The sequence below is a fragment of the Micromonospora sp. NPDC049497 genome, from assembly GCF_044465805.1.
GTDB lineage: Bacteria > Actinomycetota > Actinomycetes > Mycobacteriales > Micromonosporaceae > Micromonospora.
This window is the reverse complement of the sequence record NZ_JBITMC010000001.1, coordinates 528,058-549,733: the sequence shown is the minus strand read 5'-3', so window position 1 is coordinate 549,733 and position 21,676 is coordinate 528,058. Positions and strand designations below refer to the sequence as shown.

Below are 21,676 nucleotides of genomic sequence, written 5' to 3'. Positions count from 1 at the left end.
TAGTCTCGCACGCGTCGCGCGGATCTCCGATCAACCGCGACGGCGACAGTTGCGGTTCTCACCCCTGCTCACCCACCCTGCCCACGCCCCACCCCACCACTCCCGCGATCATGCACTTCGGGTCGCCGACACGCACGGAATGCGGCATTCGCCGGGGCAGAAAATGCAAGATCGCGGGGGCGGGGTGGGGTGAGGGCCCGGGGGGGGTTAGAAGCGGGCGGGCTCGCGGTAGATGCCCCATTCGGTGCGGAGGGCGTCGCAGATCTCGCCGAGGGTGGCCTCGGCGCGGACCGCGTCCAGCATGGCCGGGATCATGTTGCCGTCGGTGCGGCTCACCTCGACCATCCGCGCGACGGCGGCCTGGACCGCCGCCTCGTCGCGGGCGGTCTTGCGCTCGGCGAGCACCCGGCGCTGCTCCAGCTCGACCTCGTGCGAGATGCGCAGGATCTCGAGGTCCTTGGCGACCGTGCCGGTGTGGCAGTTGACACCGACGATCTTCTTGTCGCCCTTCTCCAGCGCCTGCTGGTAGACGAAGGCCGACTCGGCGATGTGGCCGGTGAACCAGCCGTCCTCGATGCCGCGCAGGATGCCGGAGGTCATCGGGCCGATCTGGTGCGGGCCCTCGCCGCCGAGCTGGCGGATCCGGGCGAAGATCTCCTCCGCCTCGGCCTCGATCTTGTCGGTCAGCGCCTCGACGTACCAGGAGCCGCCCAGCGGGTCGGCCACGTTGACCACGCCGGTCTCCTCCATCAGCACCTGCTGCGTACGCAGGGCGATCTCGGCGGACTCGTCGGTGGGCAGGGCCAGGGTCTCGTCCAGGGCGTTGGTGTGCAGCGAGTTCGTCCCGCCGAGCACCGCCGCGAGGGCCTCCACCGCCGTCCGCACCACGTTGTTGACCGGCTGCTGAGCGGTCAGCGAGACGCCGGCGGTCTGCGTGTGGAACCGCAGCCAGAGCGCCTTCTCGCTGGTGGCGCCGTAGACGTCGCGCAGCCAGCGGGCCCAGATCCGGCGGGCCGCACGGAACTTCGCGATCTCCTCGAAGAAGTCGACGTGCGAGTCGAAGAAGAAGCTCAGGCCCGGGGCGAACACGTTGACGTCCAGCCCGCGCGAGAGCCCCAGCTCGACGTACCCGAAGCCGTCGGCCAGGGTGTACGCCAACTCCTGCGCGGCGGTCGAGCCGGCCTCCCGGATGTGGTAGCCGGAGACGGAGAGCGGCTTGTAGCGCGGGATCTCCCGGGCGCAGTACTCCATCAGGTCGCCGATGAGGCGCAGGTGCGGCTCCGGGTCGAAGAGCCACTCCTTCTGCGCGATGTACTCCTTGAAGATGTCGGTCTGCAGCGTGCCGTCCAGCTTGGACAGATCGGCGCCCTGTCGCTCGGCGGCGACCAGGTACATGCAGAAGACCGGCACGGCCGGGCCGGAGATGGTCATCGAGGTGGTGACGCCGGCCAGGTCGATGCCGTCGAAGAGCGCCTCCATGTCGGTGGCGGTGTCGATGGCGACGCCACAGTGGCCGACCTCGCCGAGCGCCTGCGGGTCGTCGGAGTCGCGGCCCATCAGGGTGGGCATGTCGAACGCGACCGAGAGCCCGCCACCACCGGCGCCGAGGATCATCTTGTAGCGCTCGTTGGTCTGCCGGGCGTTGCCGAAGCCGGCGAACTGCCGGATCGTCCAGGTCCGCCCGCGGTACCCGGTCGGGTGCAGACCCCGGGTGTACGGGTACTCGCCCGGCCACCCGATTCGCTCGAAGCCCGGGTAGGCCGTCCCCTCGGGCGGGCCGTAGACCGGGTCGACGCTCATCCCGGACAGGGTGGTGAAGTCGGCGTCCCGCTTGCGTGCGGCGTCGTACCGGGCCTGCCAGCGCGCCCGTCCGGCGGCGATCTCGTCGGCGTTCATCCGCGGGGCTCCTCCTCGAGTCCTCGACTGCACCCCGAGTGTAGAGCCCCGACCTGAACGATCGCTAAGGATGTTCGTACCGGTCGGTAACGTCACCGACCGGTACGCGCCTCGAGCGGCTACTGGGGCGAACCCGGGCCCTGCAGTCGCCGGAACTCCTCCACCGGCAGGCCGCCCCGTCCCCAGTTCTCGGTGTCGACCTCGTCGATCACCACGAAGGTGGAGGACAGCGGCTTGTTCAGGACATCGAGCAGCAGCTGGCTCACCCCCTTGATGAGGGCCGCCTTCTCCTCGGCGGTCGCCGCGGAGGCACCGGGCGTGTTGCCCTCGCGGGTGATCTGGATGGTGACGATCGGCATCGTGGTGCTCCTTCTACGGCTTGCGGAGGGGTCAGTGACCGGCGTTCTGGCCGCCGTCGACGTGCAGGATCTCGCCGGTGACGAAGGGTGCGGACTCGAGGTAGACGACGGCGTCGACGATGTCGCTGGTCTCACCCATCCGACCGACCGGGTGCAGGCCGGCGAGGGTCTCGTGGGCCTCGACCGGGTGCATCGGGGTCTTGATGACGCCCGGCGCGACGGCGTTGACCCGGACGCCCCGGCTCGCGTACTCGATGGCCAGGGACTTGGTTGCGGAGTTGAGGCCGCCCTTGGTCAGCGACGCGAGCACGGACGGGACGTTGGAGTTGGGCTGGTCCACGAGGGCGGTCGTGATGGTGACGATGTGTCCTGCGCCGGTGGCCAGCAGGTGCGGCAGGGCGCGCCGGGTGAGCTGGAAGAAGCCGCTGAGGTTGACCCCGGTGGCCAGGGCGTAGTCCTCGTCGGTGTAGTCGGTGAACGGCTTGGCGAGGAAGACGCCCGCGTTGTTGACCACCGTGTCGATACGGCCGAAGCGCTCAAGGGCAGCGCCCATCACCCGCTCCGCGGTGTCGGCGTCGGCGATGTCGCCCTGGACGGTGACGATCTCCGGATCGTTGGCGGCGCCGATCGAGCGCGAGGTCGCCACGACCCCGTACCCGAGCTTGCGGTACGCGTCCACGAGGCCGGCGCCGATGCCCTGAGAAGCACCGGTGATCACTGCGACCTTCTGTCCCTGACTGCTCATGATTCCTCTTCCTGACTGGCCGGAGCTCTTGTTGGCGCCGACCCGGATGGCCAGTAGACGACTGGTCGACAAAAAGCTAGCCGACCGGTCGTGTATCGTCAAAGCCATGGGACGGACAAGTGACGCGCGGAACAAGATCCTCGGCGCGGCCGCGATGCTGCTGGAGCAGCGCGGCTATTCCGCGCTGGGCGTGGCGGAGATCTGCACCACGGCGGGCGTGCCGAAGGGCAGCTTCTACTACTTCTTCGACTCCAAACAGGCTCTCGCGCTCACCGTGATCGACGACCACTGGGCGAGCCAGCGGCGGAGGTGGGTCGAGCTGCTCAGCAGCGACCGCGACCCGCTGCGGCGCCTGCGGGACCTGTTCGAGGCCACCGAGGAGGTGCAGCGTGCCGGGCAGCGCAAGGGCGGCCTGGTCGTCGGCTGCCTGTTCGGCAACCTCGCGCTGGAGCTGAGCAACCAGGCCGAGGAGATCCGTGGCCGGCTACAGGAGATCTTCGAGGCCCAGATCGACCTCATCGAGCGGGTGGTGGTCGAGGCGAAGGACCAGGGCCAGGCCGGCCCGGCGGTCGACGCCCACGAAGCCGCGCGGTCGATGGTCGCCCAGATCGAGGGGCGCGCGCTGCTGGCCAAGTTGCTCAACGACCCGGCCCAGCTCGAGACGCTGTGGCGCAACAGCCTGGACCTGCTCCAGGTGCCGCCGCAGATCCGGGCCTCGCTGGGCTGAGCGGCGCCCGTTCGCGCGGACCGGCCGGTGGACCCGGGCGGTCCGGACCGGCCGCCGCGGGCAGCCTCAGGCCGATGGCAGCGGCGGATCGCCCAGCGCCACGTCGTCCACCCGGATATTGATCTCGGTGGCCCGCAGCCCGTACGACTCGACCGCCGCCGTCACCGCGGCCCGCACCCCATCGGTCACCTGCGGCACCGGGTGACCGGCCTCGATCACCAGCACCAGGTTGACCACCGCCGCACCGTTGGTGACGTTCGCCGAGCAGCCGCGCCGGGCGTCGCCGACCTGGTCCAGGCCGACCCGGTCCAGCACGGCGTTGAAGAACCGGGCGACGTCACCGCCCAGCTCGGCGACCCCGGGCACCGACCTTGCGGCGGCCACCGCGATCTTCTCGACCACCTCGTCGGAGACCTGGGTAGTCCCGCCCGCCACCGCGTCCGGTGTCACCGACAGCTCCCGCGTCGCCTCGTCGCCCATGTCTCCCCACACCGTCGTCGCGCCCCACGGGTCCGTGGGCGAGGCGAGCGTACTAGCCGGACAGGGTCCCCAGTGGACGGGTCGGTGCGGTCAGGACGCGATCTGGGACAGCAGCTCGTCGGCGGCGGCGTACGGGTCGAGGGAGCCCTCGGCCACCTTCGCGGCGAGCGCCGGCAGCTCCGTACCGTCGCGGAGCGAACCGATCCGGGCGCGGAGCGCGCCCAGCGCGATCGCCTCGACCTCCGCGGCGGCCCGCGCCTCCTGCCGGCGGCGCAGCTCGCCGTGCTCGACCAGCCAGCCGCGGTGCTTGTCGATGGCGGCGGCGATGTCGTCGATGCCCTCGCCGCGCGCGGCGATCGCACGCACGACCTGCGGCCGCCACTGCCCGGGGCCGCGCTCACCCAGGGCGATCATGCCCTGGATGTCGCGCACGGTGGCGTCGGCGCCGTCCCGGTCGGCCTTGTTGACCACGAAGACGTCGGCGATCTCCAGGATGCCGGCCTTCACCGCCTGGATCGCGTCGCCCATCCCGGGCGCGAGCAGCACCAGCGTGGTGTCGGCCAGCGAGGCCACCTCGACCTCGGCCTGCCCCACGCCGACGGTCTCCACCAGCACCACGTCGCAGCCGGCGCCCTCCAGCACCCGCACCGCCTGGGGCGTCGCGGCGGAGAGCCCGCCGAGGTGGCCCCGGCTGGACATCGAGCGGATGTAGACGCCGGGATCCGTCGCGTGGTCCTGCATCCGCACCCGGTCGCCGAGGATCGCCCCACCGGTGAACGGGCTGGACGGGTCGATCGCCAGCACGCCCACCCGGTGCCCGCGCGCCCGCAGCGCCCGTACCAGCTCGTTCGTGGTGGTCGACTTGCCCACGCCCGGCGAGCCGGTCAGACCGACCACCTGGGCCTGACCGGCGTACGGCGCGAGCGCCGCGGCGATCCGCGGCAGCGTCTCGTCGCCGGACTCCACCAGGGTGATCAGCCGGGCCACCGCGCGGGGGTCACCCGCGCGGGCCCGCTCGACCAGCAGGGGTACGTCCCGGCTGCGGCGCACCGGAATGGTGGCCGCAGCCGGCACGCTCTCGACGGTGTCGCCCACGGTCAGCTCTCGCCGCCCGCCGGCACGTGGATGATGAGCGCGTCGCCCTGGCCACCGCCGCCGCAGAGGGCCGCCGCGCCGGTGCCGCCGCCGCGCCGCTTCAGCTCCAGTGCCAGGGTCAGCACCAGCCGCGCGCCGGACATGCCGATGGGGTGACCCAGCGCGATCGCGCCACCGTTGACGTTCACCTTGTCGGGGCTGATGCCGAGGTCGCGGGTGGACTGGATGCCGACCTGGGCGAACGCCTCGTTGATCTCGATCAGGTCGAGGTCGGAGACGCTCAGCCCGCCCTTCTTCAGCGCGTGCTGGATGGCGTTGGACGGCTGCGAGTGCAGCGAGTTGTCCGGGCCGGCGACGTTGCCGTGCGCGCCGATCTCCGCCAGCCAGGTCAGCCCCAGCTCCCGGGCCTTCGCCTTGCTCATGACGACCACGGCGGCGGCGCCGTCGGAGATCGGCGAGGAGCTGCCGGCGGTGATCGTGCCGTCCTTGGCGAACGCCGGGCGCAGCTTCCCGAGCGACTCGGCGGTGGTGTCCGGACGGATGCCCTCGTCCTCGCTGATCACCAGCGGGTCACCCTTGCGCTGCGGGATGATCACCGGGGCGATCTCGTCGGCGAAGTGGCCGTTCTTCTGGGCGGCGGCGGCGCGCTGGTGGCTGGCCGCGGCGAAGGCGTCCTGCTCCTCGCGGCTGATGCCCTTGGTGGTGCCGTGGCGCTCGGTCGACTCGCCCATCGAGCAGCAGTCCCAGGCGTCGGAGAGGCCGTCCAGCGCCATGTGGTCCTTGACCACCACGTCGCCGTACTTGTAGCCGGAGCGCTGGCCCATGAGCAGGTGCGGGGCGTTGGTCATCGACTCCATGCCGCCGGCGACGACGATGTCGAACTCGCCGGCGCGGATGAGCTGGTCCGCCAGGGCGATCGCGTCCAGCCCGGAGAGGCAGACCTTGTTGATGGTCAGCGCCGGCACGGACATCGGGACGCCCGCCTCGACGGCCGCCTGGCGGGCCGGGATCTGTCCCGCGCCGGCCTGGAGAACCTGACCCATGATCACGTACTGCACCTGATCGGGGGCGATCCCGGCGCGCTCCAGCGCCGCCTTGATCGCCACGCCACCGAGCTTGGTCGCGGGGAGGTCCTTGAGGTTGCCCAGCAGCCGCCCCATCGGGGTCCGCGCGCCGCTGACGATCACCGAAGCCATGCCTGCCTCCGAGGGGGGGTGCCGACCTGTACGCCTTAACGATTGTTCGGTCAGACTAGCGCCATGGCTGAGAACTCCCCCGTCGAGCCCGCTGCGGACTACGTCACAGACATCGGGCTGCGGCGCATCGACCACGTCGGGGTCGCCGTCGCCGACCTCGACGCCGCGATCGACTTCTACCAGCGGACGTTCGGCATGCGCTGCGTCCACGAGGAGACCAACACCGAACAGGGCGTACGCGAGGCGATGCTGGCCGTCGGCCCGACCGCCGAGGGCGGCTGCGTGCAGCTGCTGGCCCCGCTCACGCCCGAGTCGACGATCGCGAAGTTCCTGGATCGCAACGGCCCGGGCGTGCAGCAGGTGGCGTACACCGTGGTCGACATCGACGCGGCCTGCGCGGCGCTGCGCGAGCGCGGCGTCCGGCTGCTCTACGAGACTCCGAAGCGCGGCACGGCGAACTCCCGGATCAACTTCGTGCACCCGAAGGACGCCGGCGGCGTCCTCGTCGAACTGGTCGAACCGGCCGCCGACCACTAGGTGCGGGAAGGGCCCCCCGCTTCACCGCCTCCGGCGGAGGCAGGGGGCCCTTCGCAACCGGCCGGCGAGCACGCCCCTGCGCGGTACGCCGTCCAGCCGGTCAGCTTCACGCATCAGTCGATGCAGTTTTTCACAGAGGGCTTCCGGCCCTAGCTACCGTTCAGTAACGTCCGGCCCCACAGCAGCGCGGCCGGTGCCCGATGTGTCGGACGCCGACATGGTGAGCGGCCGCACCGGCGCCGACGATGGCAGGAGCCATGCCCGCGACGCGCGGGTGCGGACGAACGGGAGGTCGACGTGCAGGACATCCTCGAAGCGATCATGGCGGCGGAGGGCTCCGACCGGCCGGAGCGGGAACTGGCCGGTCTCGCCTCGCTTCCGGTACCGGAGTCCTACCGCGGCGTGGTGGTGCGCGCGGAGGAGACGCGCATGTTCGACGGCATGGCCACCCGTGACAAGGACCCCCGCAAGGCGCTGCACGTGCAGGAGGTGCCGACCCCCGAGCTCGCTCCCGGTGAGGCCCTCGTCGCGGTGATGGCCAGCGCCGTCAACTACAACACCGTCTGGACCAGCATCTTCGAGCCGGTGTCCACCTTCAAGTTCCTCCAGCGCTACGGCCGGCTCTCCGAGCTGACCCGCCGGCACGATCTGCCGTACCACGTGGTCGGCTCGGACGCGGCCGGCGTGGTGCTGCGGACCGGCCCGGGGGTGACGAAGTGGAAGGCCGGCGACGAGGTGGTCGCGCACTGCCTGTCGGTGGAACTGGAGGACGCCGCCGGGCACGACGACACGATGCTCGACCCGCAGCAGCGGATCTGGGGCTTCGAGACCAACTTCGGCGGGCTCGCCGAGCTGTGCGTGGTCAAGGCCAACCAGCTGATGCCGAAGCCGGCCCACCTGAGCTGGGAGGAGGCGGCGAGCCCCGGCCTGGTGAACTCCACCGCGTACCGGCAGCTCGTCTCGCACCACGGGGCCAACATGAAGCAGGGCGACGTGGTCCTCATCTGGGGCGCCTCCGGCGGCCTGGGCGGCTACGCCACCCAGATGGCCCTGAACGGCGGCGCGATCCCGGTCTGCGTGGTCTCCTCGCCGGAGAAGGCCGAGCTGTGCCGGAAGATGGGCGCCGAGCTGGTCATCGACCGCACCGCCGAGGGCTTCCGGTTCTGGAAGGACGAGCAGACCCAGGACCAGGACGAGTGGCGGCGCTTCGGCGAGCGGATCCGGCAGCTGACCGGTGGCGAGGACCCGGACATCGTCTTCGAGCACCCGGGCCGGGAGACCTTCGGCGCCAGCGTCTACGTCGCCAAGAAGGGCGGCACCATCGTCACCTGCGCCTCCACCAGCGGCTACCTGCACCAGTACGACAACCGCTACCTCTGGATGCACCTCAAGCGGATCATCGGCAGCCACTTCGCCAACTACCGTGAGGCGTGGGAGGCCAACCGCCTGGTGGCGCTCGGCAAGATCCACCCGACGGTGTCGAAGACGTACGCGCTGGAGCAGACCGGCCAGGCCGCGTACGAGGTGCACCGCAACGCCCACCAGGGCAAGGTCGGCGTCCGCTGCCTCGCCCCGACCGACGGGCTCGGGGTACGCGACGCGGAGCTGCGCGCGCGGCACGAGACGGCGATCAACCGGTTCCGGGGACACTGACCCGACGGCTGATGCGTCGATGCCCATTGCGGTGAACGGCGATTGCCTTTCCACTCGGAGTGCGCGACGCGCATTCCAGTGATAACGGCCAGGGCGGAACAAAGGGTCGCGGGTACTCCCCGCGGCCCTTTTCCGTGTCACGCTGCGTGGCCTCCCCGGCGTCCGGGACCTGCCAAGATCGCCGTTTGGTCCGGTGCACGGGACGGCGCCCAGTTGACCATGTAAAGAGGACGGGAAAGCTCCGGGACGCTCTTGCGGAGCACCCTGGGGCGTCTGCCAGTATGTTCCAATGCCCCAGCAGCAGTCCTCCCCTCTTGCGTTCTTCGATAACGCGAACTCGCAGCCCGATTTCACCGTTGGCCTGCGCGGATACAACGTCGGTCAGGTCGATGACTTCATCGGTCGCCTCAACGGCGCGCTCGCCCAGGCGACCAAGGACCGCGCCGACGCCGAGCAGCGGATGAACGACGCCCAGCGCCGGCTCCGCCAGGCCGAGCAGCGGATGAGTGCCCTGGAGCAGAAGCTCACGGACACCAACAAGCAGCTCGAGGAGAACAGCCGGCCCACCCTCTCGGGCCTCGGCACCCGCGTCGAGCAGATCCTCCGGCTCGCCGAGGAGCAGGCCAACGACCACCGCAACGAGGCCAAGCGCGAGTCGGAGGGCATCCTGTCCGCCGCGCGCCTGGAGGCGCGCGAGATCACCGACAAGGCGCGGGCCGAGGCGGCGGCCATGAAGGCCACCGCCGAGCGGGAGGCGGGCAGCCTCCGCACCGCCGCCGAGCGGGAGGCGGCCGAGGTCCGGGTCCAGGCCCGGCGCGAGGCCGACACCCTGCGCGCGGACGCGGACCGGGAGACCAAGCAGCTGCGTACGGTCACCGCGCACGAGGTGGCCGAGCTGAAGTCCACTGTCGAGCGGGAGGTCGCCACCCTGCGCGCCACCGCCGAGCGTGAGATCACCCAGCAGCGGGCGAAGGCCGCCCGCGAGGCCGAGGAGAAGCGCGCCGAGGCCACCAAGCTGCTCACCGACGCGCGGGACAAGCGTGACAAGGACCTCCAGGCCCTGGAGCTGCAGCTCGCCGAGCGTCGCGAGAAGGCCGAGCGCGAGGAGTCGGAGCGGCACGCCGCGCAGGTCGCCCAGACCCAGAAGCTGGTCGGCGAGGCCGAGCAGCGGGCCCGGGCCGCGCAGGAGCGGGCCAAGGAGATCGAGCAGCGCGCCGAGGCCCGCCGGGTCGAGTCCGAGCGCACCGCCAACGAGACGGTGGACAAGGCCAAGGCCCTGTCGGAGAAGACCCTCAACGAGGCGAAGGCGGAGGCGAAGCGCCTGCTCACCGAGGCGCGCACCGAGGCCGAGCTGACCACCCAGGCGGCCCGCCGCGAGGTCGACGACCTCACCCGCCAGAAGGACGCCGTCACCTCCCAGCTCGGCCAGATGCTGTCCGGCCTGGCCGGCATCGTGCCGGGTGTGCCGGCGGCCCCCGCTGCGGCCAAGACCGAGGCCAAGAAGGACGACGCCGACGCGCGGGCGACCGCGGAGACCGCCAGCTGACCGGCTCGGCCGGGGCATGAACGCCACGGCGCGGGGTGACGCCGGGTAACCGGTGGCACCCCGCGCCGTACCCGTTTCCCGACAGGTGAAATGCCCGCGGTACGCAACAGTGAAGTAGGTCCCATCCGGGCCGTCCGTATCGCCCCAGGAGGGCCGGATGCGTGTGAGGATGGGGGCATGTCGCACGGCGAGGAACTGTTCGCTCTCGGCGGGGACGTGACCACGGAGCCCAGCTTCGAGTCCGCTCTGAAGGGGTACGCGAAACGACAGGTCGACCGGTACGTCGCTCGCGCGGAGCACGAGATCGCCACCCTGGCCGCCGAACGGGAACAGGCCTACACGCAGATCCACAAGCTGGCCGGTCAGGTCGAGGTGCTCCAGCGCGACCTGGCCCAGGTGCGCAAACAGGTCGGCGTCGTCGACCGCGCGTCGTTCCGCCACCTCGGGCCCCGGGTGGAACAGATCCTGGCGATGGCCGAGGAGCAGGCCGAGGACATTCTCGGCTCCGCCAACGAGGAGATCGCGGCCCGCCGGGCCGCCGCCGAGCACATCATCGAGGAGGCGCGGGAGCAGGCCGCGAAGGCCCTCAAGGACTTCGAGATCGCGCTGGCCGCCCGCCGTGCCGAGGAGGAGCGGCACACCACGGCGCGCAAGGCCGAGGCGGACGCCGCCGTGAAGGCCGCCAAGGAGGAGTCCGAACGGCTTCGCCGGGCCGCCCAGGAGGCGCTGGCCAAGGCCCAGCAGGAGGCCACCCACCTGCGGGACACCGCGAAGGAGATCCACAACCGGGCCCAGCAGGAGGCGACCCGGCTCCGCGAGGCGGCCAAGGAGGCGCACGCCAAGGCGCAGCAGGAGGCGACGCAGCTCCGCGAGGCCGCCAAGGAGGTCCACGCGAAGGCCCAGCAGGACGCCAAGGTCCTGGTGGACCAGGCCACCGAGGCCGGCCGGGCCACCCATGCCAAGGTGCAGCGTGAGGCCAAGCAGATCATCGACGACGCCACCGAGGCCGGCCGGTCGACCCGCAACAAGGCGCGCCAGGAGGCCGAGCTGGTCACCACGAAGGCCACCGAGGCCGCCAAGCGCAACCGTGCGGAGACCGAGGCGTACGTCCAGCGGATGCGCAGCGAGACCGAGGCGTACGTGCAGCACGCCCGCGCCCAGACGCAGCAGGAGCTGGGCGCCTGGCGTGCGGGCGTGGAGAAGGAGGTCAACAGCCGGCGCGAGGCCGCCGACCGTGACCTGGCCCAGCGCCGCAAGACCGCCGAGCAGGAGTTCGCCGCGCGCCGCGACGACCTCGAAAAGCAGTACAAGTCGCGGTCCGTCGAGCTGGAGCAGCAGCACAAGGCCCGGCAGCAGGAGCTGGAGTCGGGCTTCGAGACCCGCCGCGCCGAGCTGGAGTCCGAGTTCGAGACCCGCCGCGAGACGCTGGAATCCGAGTACGCCGCCCGGAAGAACGAGATCGAGCAGGGCGCCGACGCGATCCGCCAGGCCGCGGAGCAGGACGCGCTGACCATGCGCCGTCGCGTCGAGGAGGAGGCTGCCGCTCTGCTGTCCGGGGCCGAGACCGAGGCCGCCGAGAAGCGCCGCAAGGCCGACGAGCACGTCGCCACCTCGCGCCGGCAGTTCGAGGAGTACGCGGCCACCACGCAGCAGCACCTCGCGACCACCCAGCAGCACCTCGCCGCGACGCAGCAGGAGGCGGCCTCCGGCCGGCAGCAGCTCGCCCAGGTGATGCTCGAGATCGCCCAGGCCCAGCAGGAGCTCGCCGACCTGCGTCAGGAGACCTGGAAGTCGCGCCAGGAGTCCGACGAGCTCCAGCGGCAGGTGGCGGAGCTGCGGCTGGAACTGACCGGCGACGGGAGGCGCTCCTCGGGCACGGACGGCACGGGGGTCCTCCCCGGTGTACCGGTGACAACGGCGAAGGTGGGCGCGTCCGCGGCGGACGGCAACGGCGGGAAGACCGGGTCCAGGGACACGGGGAAGTCCGGGTCCGCGAAGGCCGGGTCCGGGGACACCGGGAAGGCAGGGTCAGCGGAGGTCCAGCCGGCCGACGAGGGTCAGCAGAAAGCGACGATCACGACGGTGACCACCCTCGACGGTGGCGGCGCCGGCACCGGGGAGAACGGCAACCGGCCCGCCAAGCCCACCACCGACGAGCGCGGCGCCAAGCCCAGCAAGGTCGCGGTGGACAAGGACTGACCGGGCTCAACCCGGAGCGTGACCCGTGGGGAGGGACCGGTGGCGCACGGCGGACCGGCATCGCCCGACCCCGAGGACGAGCCCGCCCGGGTCGCCGGCGGCCGGGACCGCGACGGTCCGGACGACCCGCACCCACGGCGGCAGGCCGACCCGACCGACGAGGTCGGTACCGGGGAGCCGGCCGCGGGTGGCGCCACCGGACGGTTCGGTGTGCCGGGGCGTCCCCTGCGGCGCAGCAGTTTCCTGGTCGGGTTCACCGGCGGGCTGGGCGTGCTGCTCGCGTACGCCGTCTTCCTGGGTCTCCGCAACGCCGCCGGCATTCTGATCCTGGTGGTCATCGCGCTGTTCCTGGCGGTGGGCCTGTACCCGGCGGTGGTGCGCCTGCGGGTGCTGGGCCTCTCCCACGGCCTCGCGGTCGCGGTCGTCGCGCTGACCGTGGTGCTGTTGCTCTGCGGCGGTCTGGTCGCCCTGGTGCCGCCGGTCGTCACCCAGACCGGGGAGTTCGTCGACCAGTTGCCCAGCTACGTCGAGTCCCTGCGCCGCAACGACACGGTCAACGACCTCGTCGAGAGGTACGGCCTGGTGGAGCGGGTGCGGAACGCGGCGAACGCGGACAACCTCGGACGGACGCTGGGCGGTGTGCTCGGTGGCGCCCAGCTCGTCTTCGGCACGGTCTTCCGGGCGCTGACCGTCCTCGTGCTCACCATCTACTTCCTGGTGTACTTCGACCGGCTGCGGGACCTGGGGTACGCGCTGGTGCCCGCCTCCCGTCGGGAGCGCGTCCGGCTCATCGGGGACGCGATCCTCGCCAAGGTCGGCGCGTACATGGTCGGCGCGCTCACCATCGCCCTGCTGGCCGGGACGACCACCTTCGTGTTCGCGCTGGTCGTCGGTCTGCCGTACCCGTTCGCCCTGGCCGTGGTCGTCGCCGTGACCGATCTGATCCCGCAGATCGGAGCCACCCTCGGCGCGGTGATCGTGAGCCTGGTCGGCTTCGCCACGGACCTGCCGGTCGGCATCGCCTGCGCGGTGTTCTTCCTGATCTACCAGCAGGTGGAGAACTACCTGATCTACCCGAAGGTCATGCGCCGGTCGGTCGAGGTGAACGAGGTGGCCGCCCTGGTCGCCGCGCTGCTGGGCGCGTCGCTGATCGGCGTCGTCGGCGCGCTGATCGCCATCCCGACGGTCGCCGCCATCCAGCTCGTCCTGCGCGAGGTGGTCCTGCCCCGGCAGGACACCCGGTGAGCGAGGGCCGGTCGCACCGGCCCGCGGGAGGTCAGCCGCCGGCGGGCGGGCCCGGCACCGGGCGGTCGGCGAAGGAGGCGACCGTGCGGTCCGCGTACGCGCTGACGTCGCCGGTCTCCATCGGGCCGTCCCAGGTGGTCGGCAGCGGCACGGAGGCGGCCGGGTTGACGCGACGGACCACCTCGTCCAGCACGGTCTCGGCGTCACCGACCCAGAGGTGCTTCGCCCCCGGCACCCCGACCACCTCGGCCTGCGGCACCGCCGCGAAGCGCTCCCGGGCCTCGTCCGGGCGCAGGTAGTCGTCGAACTCCGGGACCAGCGCGGTCACCGGCCGGCCGGCCTCCGCCCACTGCGCGAGGTCCTCCGGCGTGGAGTAGCGCAGCGGCGGGGAGAGCAGGATGGCCCCGGTCACCGCCGGGTCGCCCCCGTACTTCAGGATCAGGTCGGTGCCGAACGACCAGCCGAGCAGCCAGATGTTCGGCAGCTCGTGGAACTCCGCGTACTCGATGGCGGCGGCGACGTCGAACCGCTCCCCCACCGCGTTGTCGAAGGCACCCTCGCTGGTGCCGCGCATGCTGCTGGTCCCCCGGGTGTTGAACCGGAGGACGGCCAGGTCCGCCAGCGCCGGCAGCCGCCAGGCCGCCTTGCGGAACACGTGGCTGTCCATCATCCCGCCGTGGGTGGGCAGCGGGTGCAGGCACACCAGCGTGGCCACCGGCTCACGGTCGACGGGCCGGGCCAGCTCGCCGACCAGCTTCAGACCGTCGGCGGTGTGCAGCTCGATGTCCTCCCGCCGCCCGGGCAGGATGGAGGAGGCGCGGATGGGGGTGCTCACCGGACCAGTCTCCCGCGCGCCGGCCCGCCCCGCCCAGCGGGGCGGAAACACGGTGATCCAGATCGCTCGCGGGGCGGCGGCCCGCTCAGCCGTACCGGGGTGCGCTGCGGCCGCGCTGGACGATCGGGCTGCGCCGCTCCCGGGCCCGCCAGCAGCCGCTGTGCCAGTGCCGCCGATCGGTCAGGTCGCCCGTGCCGTCGGCCGGCCACGCCACCAGGTGCGCCACCCCGGGGCGGATCTCCTGGTCACACCCCGGGCAGCGGTACGTCTTGGTGGACGCCCCGCCGCCGATGCCGCGTACCTGCCACTCGCCGTCGCGCCACTGCTGCACCGAGGCGACACCCTGGCGCGCCCGGTCGGAGTCCAGGTGTGCGGTGTCCTCGCGGCGGGGGCGGTTGCGACGGGGGCTCACGCTTTCCAGCGTACGGCCGAGCGAGCGGGACCGGCCCGCCGGCCGGTGGGGCCGGCGGGCGGTGCGCTCAGCGGCGGGTGTGGTCCCGGAAGCCCCGGCCGCTCTTGCGGCCGAGGTAGCCGGCGGTGACGAGGTGCTCCAGCAGCGGCGCGGGCGCGAAGCCCGGCTCGCGCAGCTCCAGGTACAGCTCCCGCTGGATGGCCAGCGACACGTCCAGGCCGACGACGTCGAGCAGCTCGAACGGACCCATCGGGTACCCGCAGCCGAGCTTCATCGCGTAGTCGATGTCGTCGGCGGTGGAGTAGCTGGCCTCCAGCATCTTCACCGCGTCGTTCAGGTACGGGAAGAGCAGCGCGTTGACGATGAAACCCGACCGGTCGCCGCAGATCACGCCGGTCTTGCCCAGCGCCGCGCAGACCGCCTTCGCGGTGGCGGTGGTCTCCGCCGAGGTGCGGATGGTCTGCACGACCTCCACCAGGGGCATGATCGGCGCCGGGTTGAAGAAGTGCAGCCCGACCACGTCGGCCGGCCGCTGGGTGGCCATCGCCACGTCGATCACCGGCAGCGACGAGGTGGTGGTCGCCAGCACGACGCCCGGCTTGCAGATCTCGTCCAGGCTGGCGAAGAGCGCCTTCTTGACGCTCAACTCCTCGACCACCGCCTCGACCACCAGGTCGACGTCGGCCAGGTGCTCCAGCGTGGCGGACCAGTTGATGCGGCCCAGCGCGGCGTCCCGGTCGACCTCGCTCAGCTTGCCCCGGACCACGCCCTTGTTGAGCGAGGTCTTGACCGCCTCGAAGACCTTGGCGGACTTCTCCGCGCCCCGGGTCACCGAGACGACCTCGTACCCGGCCTTGGCGAACACCTCGATGATGCCCGTGGCCATCGTCCCGGAGCCGACCACGCCGACCTTCGCGATGCCGCGCGCGCCGTCGGCGAGCGCCGACTGCGACGTCACCGGCGTCTGGTCGTCCGGTACGACGACCGGGGAGCCCGGCCGCTCGTAGGTGTAGAAGCCGCGGCCGGACTTCCGGCCGAGCAGGCCCGCCGTCACCATCTGCTTGATCAGCGGCACCGGGGCGTGCCGGCGGTCCCGGCCGCCGCGCCGGTACATGGTGTCCAGGATCTCGTACGCGGTGTCCAGACCGATGAGGTCCATCAGCGCGAGGGGGCCCATCGGCAGGCCGCAGCCGAGCTTCATCGCGGCGTCGATGTCCTCGCGGGTCGCGTACCGGGCCTCGACCATGCTCACCGCGTGGTTGAGGTACCCGAAGAGCAGCGCGTTGGCGATGAACCCGGCCCGGTCGCTGATGGTGACGTCGACCTTGCCGAGCCGCTCGCAGAGCGCCTCCACGTCGGCGACGACGTCGGGCGAGGTGACCACCGTGCGGACGACCTCGACCAGCTTCATCACCGGGGCGGGGTTGAAGAAGTGGATGCCGATCACCTGGTTCGGCCGGGTGGTGGCGACGGAGATCTCGGTGACGCTCAGCGACGAGGTGTTGGTGGCCAGGATCGTCTCGGGCTTGCAGACCTTGTCCAGCTCGGCGAAGATCCGCTGCTTCAGGTCCAGGTGCTCCGGGACCGCCTCGACCACCAGGTCCACCGAGTGCAGCGCGTCCAGCCCGACCTGGAAGTCCACCCGGGCGAGCAGGGCGTCGCGGTCGGCCTCGGCGAGCTTGCCCTTGGCCACCGCCCGGTCGGTCGAGCCGGTCATCGTGACCCGGCCGCGCTCCAGGGCCGCCTCGGAGATCTCCACCGCCACGACGTCGATGCCGTTGCGGGCGAAGACCTCCACGATGCCGGCACCCATGGTGCCCAGACCCACCACACCCACTCTGGTGAACTCGCGCGCCACGACCGGCCTCCCCTTGGTTCGACTCCGCCGCTGCCGACATGAACGGCCGCTAAGGTTATGCGCCGGAGTCTGCCACGTGACGCTGGGTTGTCGAGACGCCGTGGGATATTTCACGCACCCCGCCCTCAGGCGGTCGTGGGCACCCCCGTCAGCGCCAGCAGCTCGGCGACGAACTCGGCCGGGCGCTCCAGGTGCGGGCTGTGTCCGCAGCCGGGCAGCACCACCTCCCGGTACGTCCCGCCGGCCGCCGCGTACCGGTCCAGCACCGCCCGCGTCTGGCCGACCATCGGCTGCGGCGGGCACGCCTCCTCCCCCGGCCAGCCCGGCACCACACCGAGCGATCCCAGGTACGCCAGGTCGAACAGGGAGGTGTCGGAGACGATCACGTCGGCGTCGCCGCGTACCCAGGTGACCGGCGGCTTGACCGGTACGGCCACCAGCTCGTCGGCGATCCGGAAGTGCGCCGGGGCGAGGGCGTTCAGCACTCCCCGCCCACCCGGCGCGGTGCCCGGCCAGTTCGCCGAGGGCTCCGCGGTGCCGGGGTAGTTGTCCACGCCCGTGCGGGTGGAGAGCACGCTGTCCAGCAGCAGGTCCTCGTCGTCGCCCAGCGACGCCGGGTCCGCCACGTACGCGGTCCGCAGCACCGTCCGGGGGCTCGTCGGCGCGTCCTCGCTCCGATCGCCGGCAGCCAGCCGCCGGACGAAGTCGGCGCTGGCCGTGCCACCGCCCGTGCCGGCGAAGTCGGGCGTCGTCGGCGTGCCGTCCAGGTCCCGTGTCCCGCCGAACCCGTACGGCGACGCCGGCGCGGAGAGCAGCAGCGCGGCCACCCGCTCGGGGTGGTCGACGAGCAGCCGCATGGCCACGCCCCCGCCGAGGGAGTGCCCCACCACGACCGGCCGCGCCCGGGCCGGGAACAGGGAGTCGTCGTCGAGCAGGGCGGCGACGTCGTCGGCGAAGTCGGCCAGCCCGCGCGTCGCGTCCACCGGGGCGGTCTCGGTGTCCCCGTAGCCGCGCAGGTCGGGCGCGACCACCCGCAGTGTGGCCGGCAGCCGCCGGACCAGCGGCTCCCAGAACGCCGACGACGAGCAGTTGCCGTGGACCAGCAGCACCGGCGTGCCCTCCGGCGGCCCCGCCACCCGTACCGCCTGGCTGATCCCGTTGGCCGACACGACCCGCTGCGCGCTCTCCATCCGCGCGATGCTGCCACGCGGCGGCGGGCCGGTCCATGGGCCCGCCCACCACGCCCGCCGCCGCGACACTGTGCCGCACCGCCGTTGGCCGTCGGCCGACGGGACCGTCGTCGTCCGGCCGTCAGGTCCCGAGGATCGCCGCCGGAACCGGCTCCGTCGCGCCGGTACGGTCCGGCGCGACCGGCAGCGGCAGGGTCGGCCGGTAGTCCCGGCGCGGTGTGCCGAAACTCAGGCCCACCGGATCGGTACGCGCCAGACCCGGATCGAAGAACCGGAGCTCGGTGCGCCCCACCCGGATCACGTCACCGTCGGCGAGCCGTTCCACCACGGTGATCCGCCGGTCGTTGAGCCAGGTCCCGTTGGTCGACCCGAGGTCGGCCAGGCACGCACCCTCCGGGTCCAGCCACACCTCGGCGTGCCGCCGGCTCAGGTGCGGGTCCTGGACGACGAGGTCCACCGCCGCCCCCCGCCCGATCACCAGACGCGTCGGCGCGAGCCGGAAGCTCAGCCCCCGCATCGGCCCACCGGACACCGTCAGCAACGGCAGCAGTTCCGGATGTTCCTCCATGGACAGTCCGCCCCTCCACCCCACGCGGTCACCCCGTGCGCCAGCCTGCCACCACACGGTAGTTGGCTCCACCACCGAGTGGTCATCTCCGGTGCCCCGGCCGGACACCTTCCCGTCATTGGATCGGCGTCCGCGAAACAGGGTGTCACGGACGTCCCACCGGGGCCGTCGGGGGCGCGCTCCGGCCCGCGCGGGCCTACCGGCGGGTAATCCTCGGGTCTAGACTTCCGCCATGACGGCTGTGCATGTCCCGGGCACCCCGGTCATCGAGGACGGTCGACTGGTGTCGACCAGCCCCGCGACCGGCGCCGAGGCCGGACGACTCCCCGCCGCGACCGCGGCCGACGTCGAACGCGCGGTCGCCCGCGCCCGCGAGGCCGCCGGCTGGTGGGCCGGGCTCGGCTTCGCCGCCCGCCGCGAACGCCTGCTGCGCTGGCGCGGCCTGCTGGCCCGCCGCATCGAGGAGCTCGCCGAGCTGGTGCACCTCGAGGGCGGCAAGCCGGTGGCCGACGCCATCGTCGAGATCGTCACCGCCGTCGAGCACGTCGACTGGGCCGCCCGCAACGCCCGCCGGGTGCTGGGGCCGCGCCGGGTCCGCTCCCGGCTGGTCCTCGCCGAGTTCTCCGCCCACCTCGAATACCAGCCGTACGGGGTGGTCGGCGTGATCGGCCCGTGGAACTATCCCGTCTTCACGCCGATCGGCTCCGCCGCGTACGCGCTGGCCGCCGGCAACACGGTCGTGCTGAAGCCCAGCGAGTACACGCCGGCGGTCGGGCAGTGGCTGGTCGACACGTTCGCCGAGGTGGTGCCGGAGCAGCCGGTGTTCACCGCGGTGCACGGGCTCGGCGACGTCGGCGCCGCCCTGTGCCGCTCCGGCGTGGACAAGGTCGCCTTCACCGGTTCCACCGCCACCGCCAAGAAGGTGATGGCGGCCTGCGCCGAGTCGCTCACCCCGGTGCTGCTGGAGGCGGGCGGCAAGGACGCGATGATCGTCGACTCCGACGCCGACCTGGACGCCGCCGCGGACGCGTGCGTCTGGGGCGCGCTCACCAACGCCGGCCAGACCTGCATCGGCATCGAACGCGTCTACGCCGTCGCACCCGTCTTCGACACGTTCGTGGACAAGGTGGTCGAGCGGGCCGGCCGCCTCACCGTCGGCGCGGAGGGCGCCGACATCGGGCCGATCACCATGCCCAGCCAGCTCGACGTGATCCGCCGCCACATCGACGACGCGCTGGCCCGGGGCGGGCGCGCGGTGCTCGGCGGGGCCGACTCCGTACAGCCCCCGTACGTGCGGCCGACCGTGCTGGTGGACGTCCCGGAGGACGCCGCCGCCGTCCGCGAGGAGACCTTCGGCCCGACGCTGACCATCAACCGCGTACGCGACGCCGACGAGGCGGTCGCCCGCACCAACGCCGTCCCGTACGGCCTGGGGGCCTCGGTCTTCGGCCGGCGGCGGGCCGTGACGATCGCACGGCGGATGCGCTCGGGGATGGCCTCGGTCAACTCGGCCCTGACCTTCGCCGGGATGTCCACGCTGCCGTTCGGCGGCGTGGGCGACTCCGGTTTCGGGCGCATCCACGGCGAGGACGGGCTGCGCGAGTTCGGGCGACCCAAGGCCATCACCCGGCGGCGGGCCCGCTCGCTGCTGCCCGCGATGACCTTCGACCGCACGCCGGCCGACATCGACCGCCTGGTCAAGGCCATCAAGGTGATGTACGGCCGCTGACGGCGCCGGCCCGGGTCGCTCCGGGCCCGCACCGGTCAGAACAGGGTCAGCTCGTCCCGCTCGATGCCGCGCAGCTTGTCGTAGTCGACGACCACGCAGCGGATCCCCCGGTCGGTGGCGAGGACCCGCGCCTGCGGCTTGATCTCCTGCGCGGCGAACACGCCGGTGACCGGGGCCAGCAGCGGATCGCGGTTCATCAGTTCCAGGTAGCGGGTGAGCTGCTCCACCCCGTCGATCTCCCCGCGCCGCTTCACCTCGACGGCGACCGCGCCGGCGTTGGCGTCCCGGCAGAGCAGGTCGACCGGGCCGATCGCGGTCATGTACTCGCGTCGAACCAACGTGAAGCCCTCGCCCAGCGTCTGCGGGTTGGCGGCCAGCAGCTCCTGCAGGTGCGCCTCCACACCGTCCTTGCGCAGGCCCGGGTCGACGCCCAGCTCGTACGACGTGTCCTGGAAGATCTCCTCCAGGGTGATCCGCAGCTCCTCGCCGGCCTTGTTGACCACGCGCCAGACGCCCGGCGCCTCCTCCAGCCGACACGGCGGACTCATCCAGTTCAGTGGCTTGTACGCCCGGTCGTCGGCGTGGATCGACACCGACCCGTCCGCCTTCACCATGAGCAACCGGGTGGCCAACGGCAGGTGGGCCGAGAGCCGTCCGACGTAGTCCACCGAGCACTTCGCAATGACCAACCGCACCCGAGGAGCCTAGCGGAGTCCCGGACGATCGCCACCGAGCGCCACTGGTGTGCCGGTGCGATGCTGAGACGGTGTTCGAAGTACTCACCGGTACCGGTCTCGCCGCCTCGGCGGGGCTGAACGCCTACATACCCCTGCTCACCATGGGCCTGCTGGCTCGCTACACCGACGTGATCGACCTGCCCTCCGGCTGGCAGTGGCTCGGCAACGGCTGGGTCATCGGCATCCTCGCGGTACTGCTCGCCATCGAGGTGGTGGCCGACAAGGTCCCGGTGGTCGACCATGTCAACGACGTGGTGCAGACGGTGGTCCGCCCGACGGCCGGCGGTCTGGCCTTCGGCGCGGGCTCCTCCTCGGAGACCGTCACCGTGAGCGACCCGGGCAGCTTCTTCTCCTCGCACCAGTGGGTGCCGGTGGTGACCGGAGTGCTCATCGCCTTCGGCGTGCACCTGCTCAAGTCCGCCGCCCGCCCGGTCATCAACGCGACCACGGCCGGGGTCGGTGCACCGGTCGCCAGCACGGCGGAGGACGCCACCAGCGTCGTCGTGTCCGTGGTCGCGATCCTGCTGCCGGTGCTGGTCCTGGTGTTCCTGGTCGGCCTGGCGTTCTTCGTCTACTGGTTCCTGCGCCGCCGGTCCGAACGACGCCGGCAACGCGACGCGGCGCGAGCCGCCGGCTTCCAGGTCTGACCGGAGTACGCCGCTGGCCGGC

At 72.1% G+C, this 21,676-nt stretch carries 20 protein-coding genes; 8 read left to right on the top strand and 12 right to left on the bottom strand.

What is annotated here, in order from left to right:
* Nucleotides 1-207 precede the first annotated feature (207 nt).
* From ACIBR0_RS02575 to ACIBR0_RS02565, 3 genes are all read right to left on the bottom strand, one after another.
* Complete coding sequence (locus ACIBR0_RS02575; protein WP_357029192.1) at nucleotides 208-1,896, bottom strand: methylmalonyl-CoA mutase family protein; 1,689 nt, start codon at nucleotides 1,894-1,896, stop codon at nucleotides 208-210.
* 119 nt (nucleotides 1,897-2,015) lie between these two features.
* Complete coding sequence (locus ACIBR0_RS02570) at nucleotides 2,016-2,255, bottom strand: 4-oxalocrotonate tautomerase family protein (RefSeq protein WP_396712323.1); 240 nt, start codon at nucleotides 2,253-2,255, stop codon at nucleotides 2,016-2,018.
* Nucleotides 2,256-2,286: 31 nt separating this feature from the next.
* Nucleotides 2,287-3,000 carry an SDR family NAD(P)-dependent oxidoreductase gene (locus ACIBR0_RS02565; protein WP_396712322.1) on the bottom strand — a complete coding sequence of 238 codons (714 nt, stop codon included), beginning with the start codon at nucleotides 2,998-3,000 and terminating at the stop codon, nucleotides 2,287-2,289.
* A 106-nt stretch (nucleotides 3,001-3,106) separates the two neighbouring features.
* On the opposite strand from ACIBR0_RS02565, the gene ACIBR0_RS02560 reads away from it, so the two are divergent.
* A complete protein-coding gene (locus tag ACIBR0_RS02560) occupies nucleotides 3,107-3,727 on the top strand; it encodes a TetR family transcriptional regulator C-terminal domain-containing protein (protein ID WP_357029183.1) in 621 nt (206 codons plus the stop codon).
* Between the two features lie 66 nt (nucleotides 3,728-3,793).
* On the opposite strand, the gene ACIBR0_RS02555 is transcribed toward ACIBR0_RS02560, so the two are convergent.
* From ACIBR0_RS02555 to ACIBR0_RS02545, 3 genes are all read right to left on the bottom strand, one after another.
* Complete coding sequence (locus ACIBR0_RS02555) at nucleotides 3,794-4,207, bottom strand: Asp23/Gls24 family envelope stress response protein (RefSeq protein ID WP_396712321.1); 414 nt, start codon at nucleotides 4,205-4,207, stop codon at nucleotides 3,794-3,796.
* A 90-nt stretch (nucleotides 4,208-4,297) separates the two neighbouring features.
* Complete coding sequence (gene meaB / locus ACIBR0_RS02550; protein ID WP_396712320.1) at nucleotides 4,298-5,302, bottom strand: methylmalonyl Co-A mutase-associated GTPase MeaB; 1,005 nt, start codon at nucleotides 5,300-5,302, stop codon at nucleotides 4,298-4,300.
* A 2-nt stretch (nucleotides 5,303-5,304) separates the two neighbouring features.
* On the bottom strand, nucleotides 5,305-6,498 hold the full coding sequence (locus ACIBR0_RS02545) for an acetyl-CoA C-acetyltransferase (RefSeq protein ID WP_396712319.1): 1,194 nt from the start codon (nucleotides 6,496-6,498) through the stop codon (nucleotides 5,305-5,307).
* 63 nt (nucleotides 6,499-6,561) lie between these two features.
* Here ACIBR0_RS02545 and mce point away from each other — a divergent pair, with 63 nt between their 5' ends.
* From mce to ACIBR0_RS02520, 5 genes are all read left to right on the top strand, one after another.
* Nucleotides 6,562-7,035, top strand: coding sequence for a methylmalonyl-CoA epimerase (gene mce, locus ACIBR0_RS02540; RefSeq protein WP_396712318.1), 474 nt, complete (start codon nucleotides 6,562-6,564; stop codon nucleotides 7,033-7,035).
* A 297-nt stretch (nucleotides 7,036-7,332) separates the two neighbouring features.
* Nucleotides 7,333-8,688 carry a crotonyl-CoA carboxylase/reductase gene (gene ccrA, locus ACIBR0_RS02535; RefSeq protein ID WP_357029168.1) on the top strand — a complete coding sequence of 452 codons (1,356 nt, stop codon included), beginning with the start codon at nucleotides 7,333-7,335 and terminating at the stop codon, nucleotides 8,686-8,688.
* A gap of 289 nt (nucleotides 8,689-8,977) precedes the next feature.
* Nucleotides 8,978-10,234 carry a cell division protein DivIVA gene (locus ACIBR0_RS02530; protein WP_396712316.1) on the top strand — a complete coding sequence of 419 codons (1,257 nt, stop codon included), beginning with the start codon at nucleotides 8,978-8,980 and terminating at the stop codon, nucleotides 10,232-10,234.
* Between the two features lie 177 nt (nucleotides 10,235-10,411).
* Complete coding sequence (locus tag ACIBR0_RS02525; RefSeq protein WP_396712314.1) at nucleotides 10,412-12,433, top strand: hypothetical protein; 2,022 nt, start codon at nucleotides 10,412-10,414, stop codon at nucleotides 12,431-12,433.
* 210 nt (nucleotides 12,434-12,643) lie between these two features.
* On the top strand, nucleotides 12,644-13,678 hold the full coding sequence (locus ACIBR0_RS02520) for an AI-2E family transporter (protein WP_396712452.1): 1,035 nt from the start codon (nucleotides 12,644-12,646) through the stop codon (nucleotides 13,676-13,678).
* 31 nt (nucleotides 13,679-13,709) lie between these two features.
* Here the strand turns inward: ACIBR0_RS02520 and ACIBR0_RS02515 are convergent, their stop codons facing one another.
* The 5 genes from ACIBR0_RS02515 to ACIBR0_RS02495 form a co-directional block, all read right to left on the bottom strand.
* Nucleotides 13,710-14,513 (bottom strand): alpha/beta hydrolase, encoded by an 804-nt coding sequence (locus tag ACIBR0_RS02515; RefSeq protein ID WP_357034703.1) that lies wholly within the window; start codon nucleotides 14,511-14,513, stop codon nucleotides 13,710-13,712.
* Between the two features lie 85 nt (nucleotides 14,514-14,598).
* Entirely contained in the window at nucleotides 14,599-14,925 is a 327-nt protein-coding gene (locus ACIBR0_RS02510) for a hypothetical protein (RefSeq protein ID WP_396712312.1), read from the bottom strand.
* Nucleotides 14,926-14,992: 67 nt separating this feature from the next.
* Nucleotides 14,993-16,783, bottom strand: coding sequence for a 3-hydroxyacyl-CoA dehydrogenase family protein (locus ACIBR0_RS02505; protein WP_396712311.1), 1,791 nt, complete (start codon nucleotides 16,781-16,783; stop codon nucleotides 14,993-14,995).
* A gap of 125 nt (nucleotides 16,784-16,908) precedes the next feature.
* Nucleotides 16,909-17,973, bottom strand: coding sequence for an alpha/beta fold hydrolase (locus ACIBR0_RS02500; RefSeq protein ID WP_396712310.1), 1,065 nt, complete (start codon nucleotides 17,971-17,973; stop codon nucleotides 16,909-16,911).
* Between the two features lie 121 nt (nucleotides 17,974-18,094).
* On the bottom strand, nucleotides 18,095-18,541 hold the full coding sequence (locus tag ACIBR0_RS02495) for an FHA domain-containing protein (protein ID WP_396712309.1): 447 nt from the start codon (nucleotides 18,539-18,541) through the stop codon (nucleotides 18,095-18,097).
* A 232-nt stretch (nucleotides 18,542-18,773) separates the two neighbouring features.
* Here ACIBR0_RS02495 and ACIBR0_RS02490 point away from each other — a divergent pair, with 232 nt between their 5' ends.
* Nucleotides 18,774-20,270: an aldehyde dehydrogenase family protein gene (locus tag ACIBR0_RS02490; RefSeq protein WP_396712308.1), complete on the top strand. Its 1,497-nt coding sequence runs from the start codon at nucleotides 18,774-18,776 to the stop codon at nucleotides 20,268-20,270.
* Between the two features lie 35 nt (nucleotides 20,271-20,305).
* On the opposite strand, the gene nucS is transcribed toward ACIBR0_RS02490, so the two are convergent.
* A complete protein-coding gene (gene nucS, locus ACIBR0_RS02485) occupies nucleotides 20,306-20,965 on the bottom strand; it encodes an endonuclease NucS (RefSeq protein ID WP_357034692.1) in 660 nt (219 codons plus the stop codon).
* A 71-nt stretch (nucleotides 20,966-21,036) separates the two neighbouring features.
* Between nucS and ACIBR0_RS02480 the strand changes: the two genes are divergently transcribed.
* Nucleotides 21,037-21,654: a DUF4126 domain-containing protein gene (locus ACIBR0_RS02480; protein WP_396712307.1), complete on the top strand. Its 618-nt coding sequence runs from the start codon at nucleotides 21,037-21,039 to the stop codon at nucleotides 21,652-21,654.
* Nucleotides 21,655-21,676: the final 22 nt, after the last annotated feature.

Bases quoted from the DNA above. Each gene is read 5' to 3' on its own strand.
- ACIBR0_RS02575 (WP_357029192.1), bottom strand. From the start codon at position 1,896: ATGAACGCCGACGAGATCGCCGCCGGACGGGCGCGCTGGCAGGCCCGG.
- ACIBR0_RS02570 (WP_396712323.1), bottom strand. From the start codon at position 2,255: ATGCCGATCGTCACCATCCAGATCACCCGCGAGGGCAACACGCCCGGT.
- ACIBR0_RS02565 (WP_396712322.1), bottom strand. From the start codon at position 3,000: ATGAGCAGTCAGGGACAGAAGGTCGCAGTGATCACCGGTGCTTCTCAG.
- ACIBR0_RS02560 (WP_357029183.1), top strand. From the start codon at position 3,107: ATGGGACGGACAAGTGACGCGCGGAACAAGATCCTCGGCGCGGCCGCG.
- ACIBR0_RS02555 (WP_396712321.1), bottom strand. From the start codon at position 4,207: ATGGGCGACGAGGCGACGCGGGAGCTGTCGGTGACACCGGACGCGGTG.
- ACIBR0_RS02545 (WP_396712319.1), bottom strand. From the start codon at position 6,498: ATGGCTTCGGTGATCGTCAGCGGCGCGCGGACCCCGATGGGGCGGCTG.
- mce (WP_396712318.1), top strand. From the start codon at position 6,562: ATGGCTGAGAACTCCCCCGTCGAGCCCGCTGCGGACTACGTCACAGAC.
- ACIBR0_RS02530 (WP_396712316.1), top strand. From the start codon at position 8,978: ATGCCCCAGCAGCAGTCCTCCCCTCTTGCGTTCTTCGATAACGCGAAC.
- ACIBR0_RS02525 (WP_396712314.1), top strand. From the start codon at position 10,412: ATGTCGCACGGCGAGGAACTGTTCGCTCTCGGCGGGGACGTGACCACG.
- ACIBR0_RS02500 (WP_396712310.1), bottom strand. From the start codon at position 17,973: ATGGAGAGCGCGCAGCGGGTCGTGTCGGCCAACGGGATCAGCCAGGCG.
- ACIBR0_RS02495 (WP_396712309.1), bottom strand. From the start codon at position 18,541: ATGGAGGAACATCCGGAACTGCTGCCGTTGCTGACGGTGTCCGGTGGG.
- ACIBR0_RS02490 (WP_396712308.1), top strand. From the start codon at position 18,774: ATGACGGCTGTGCATGTCCCGGGCACCCCGGTCATCGAGGACGGTCGA.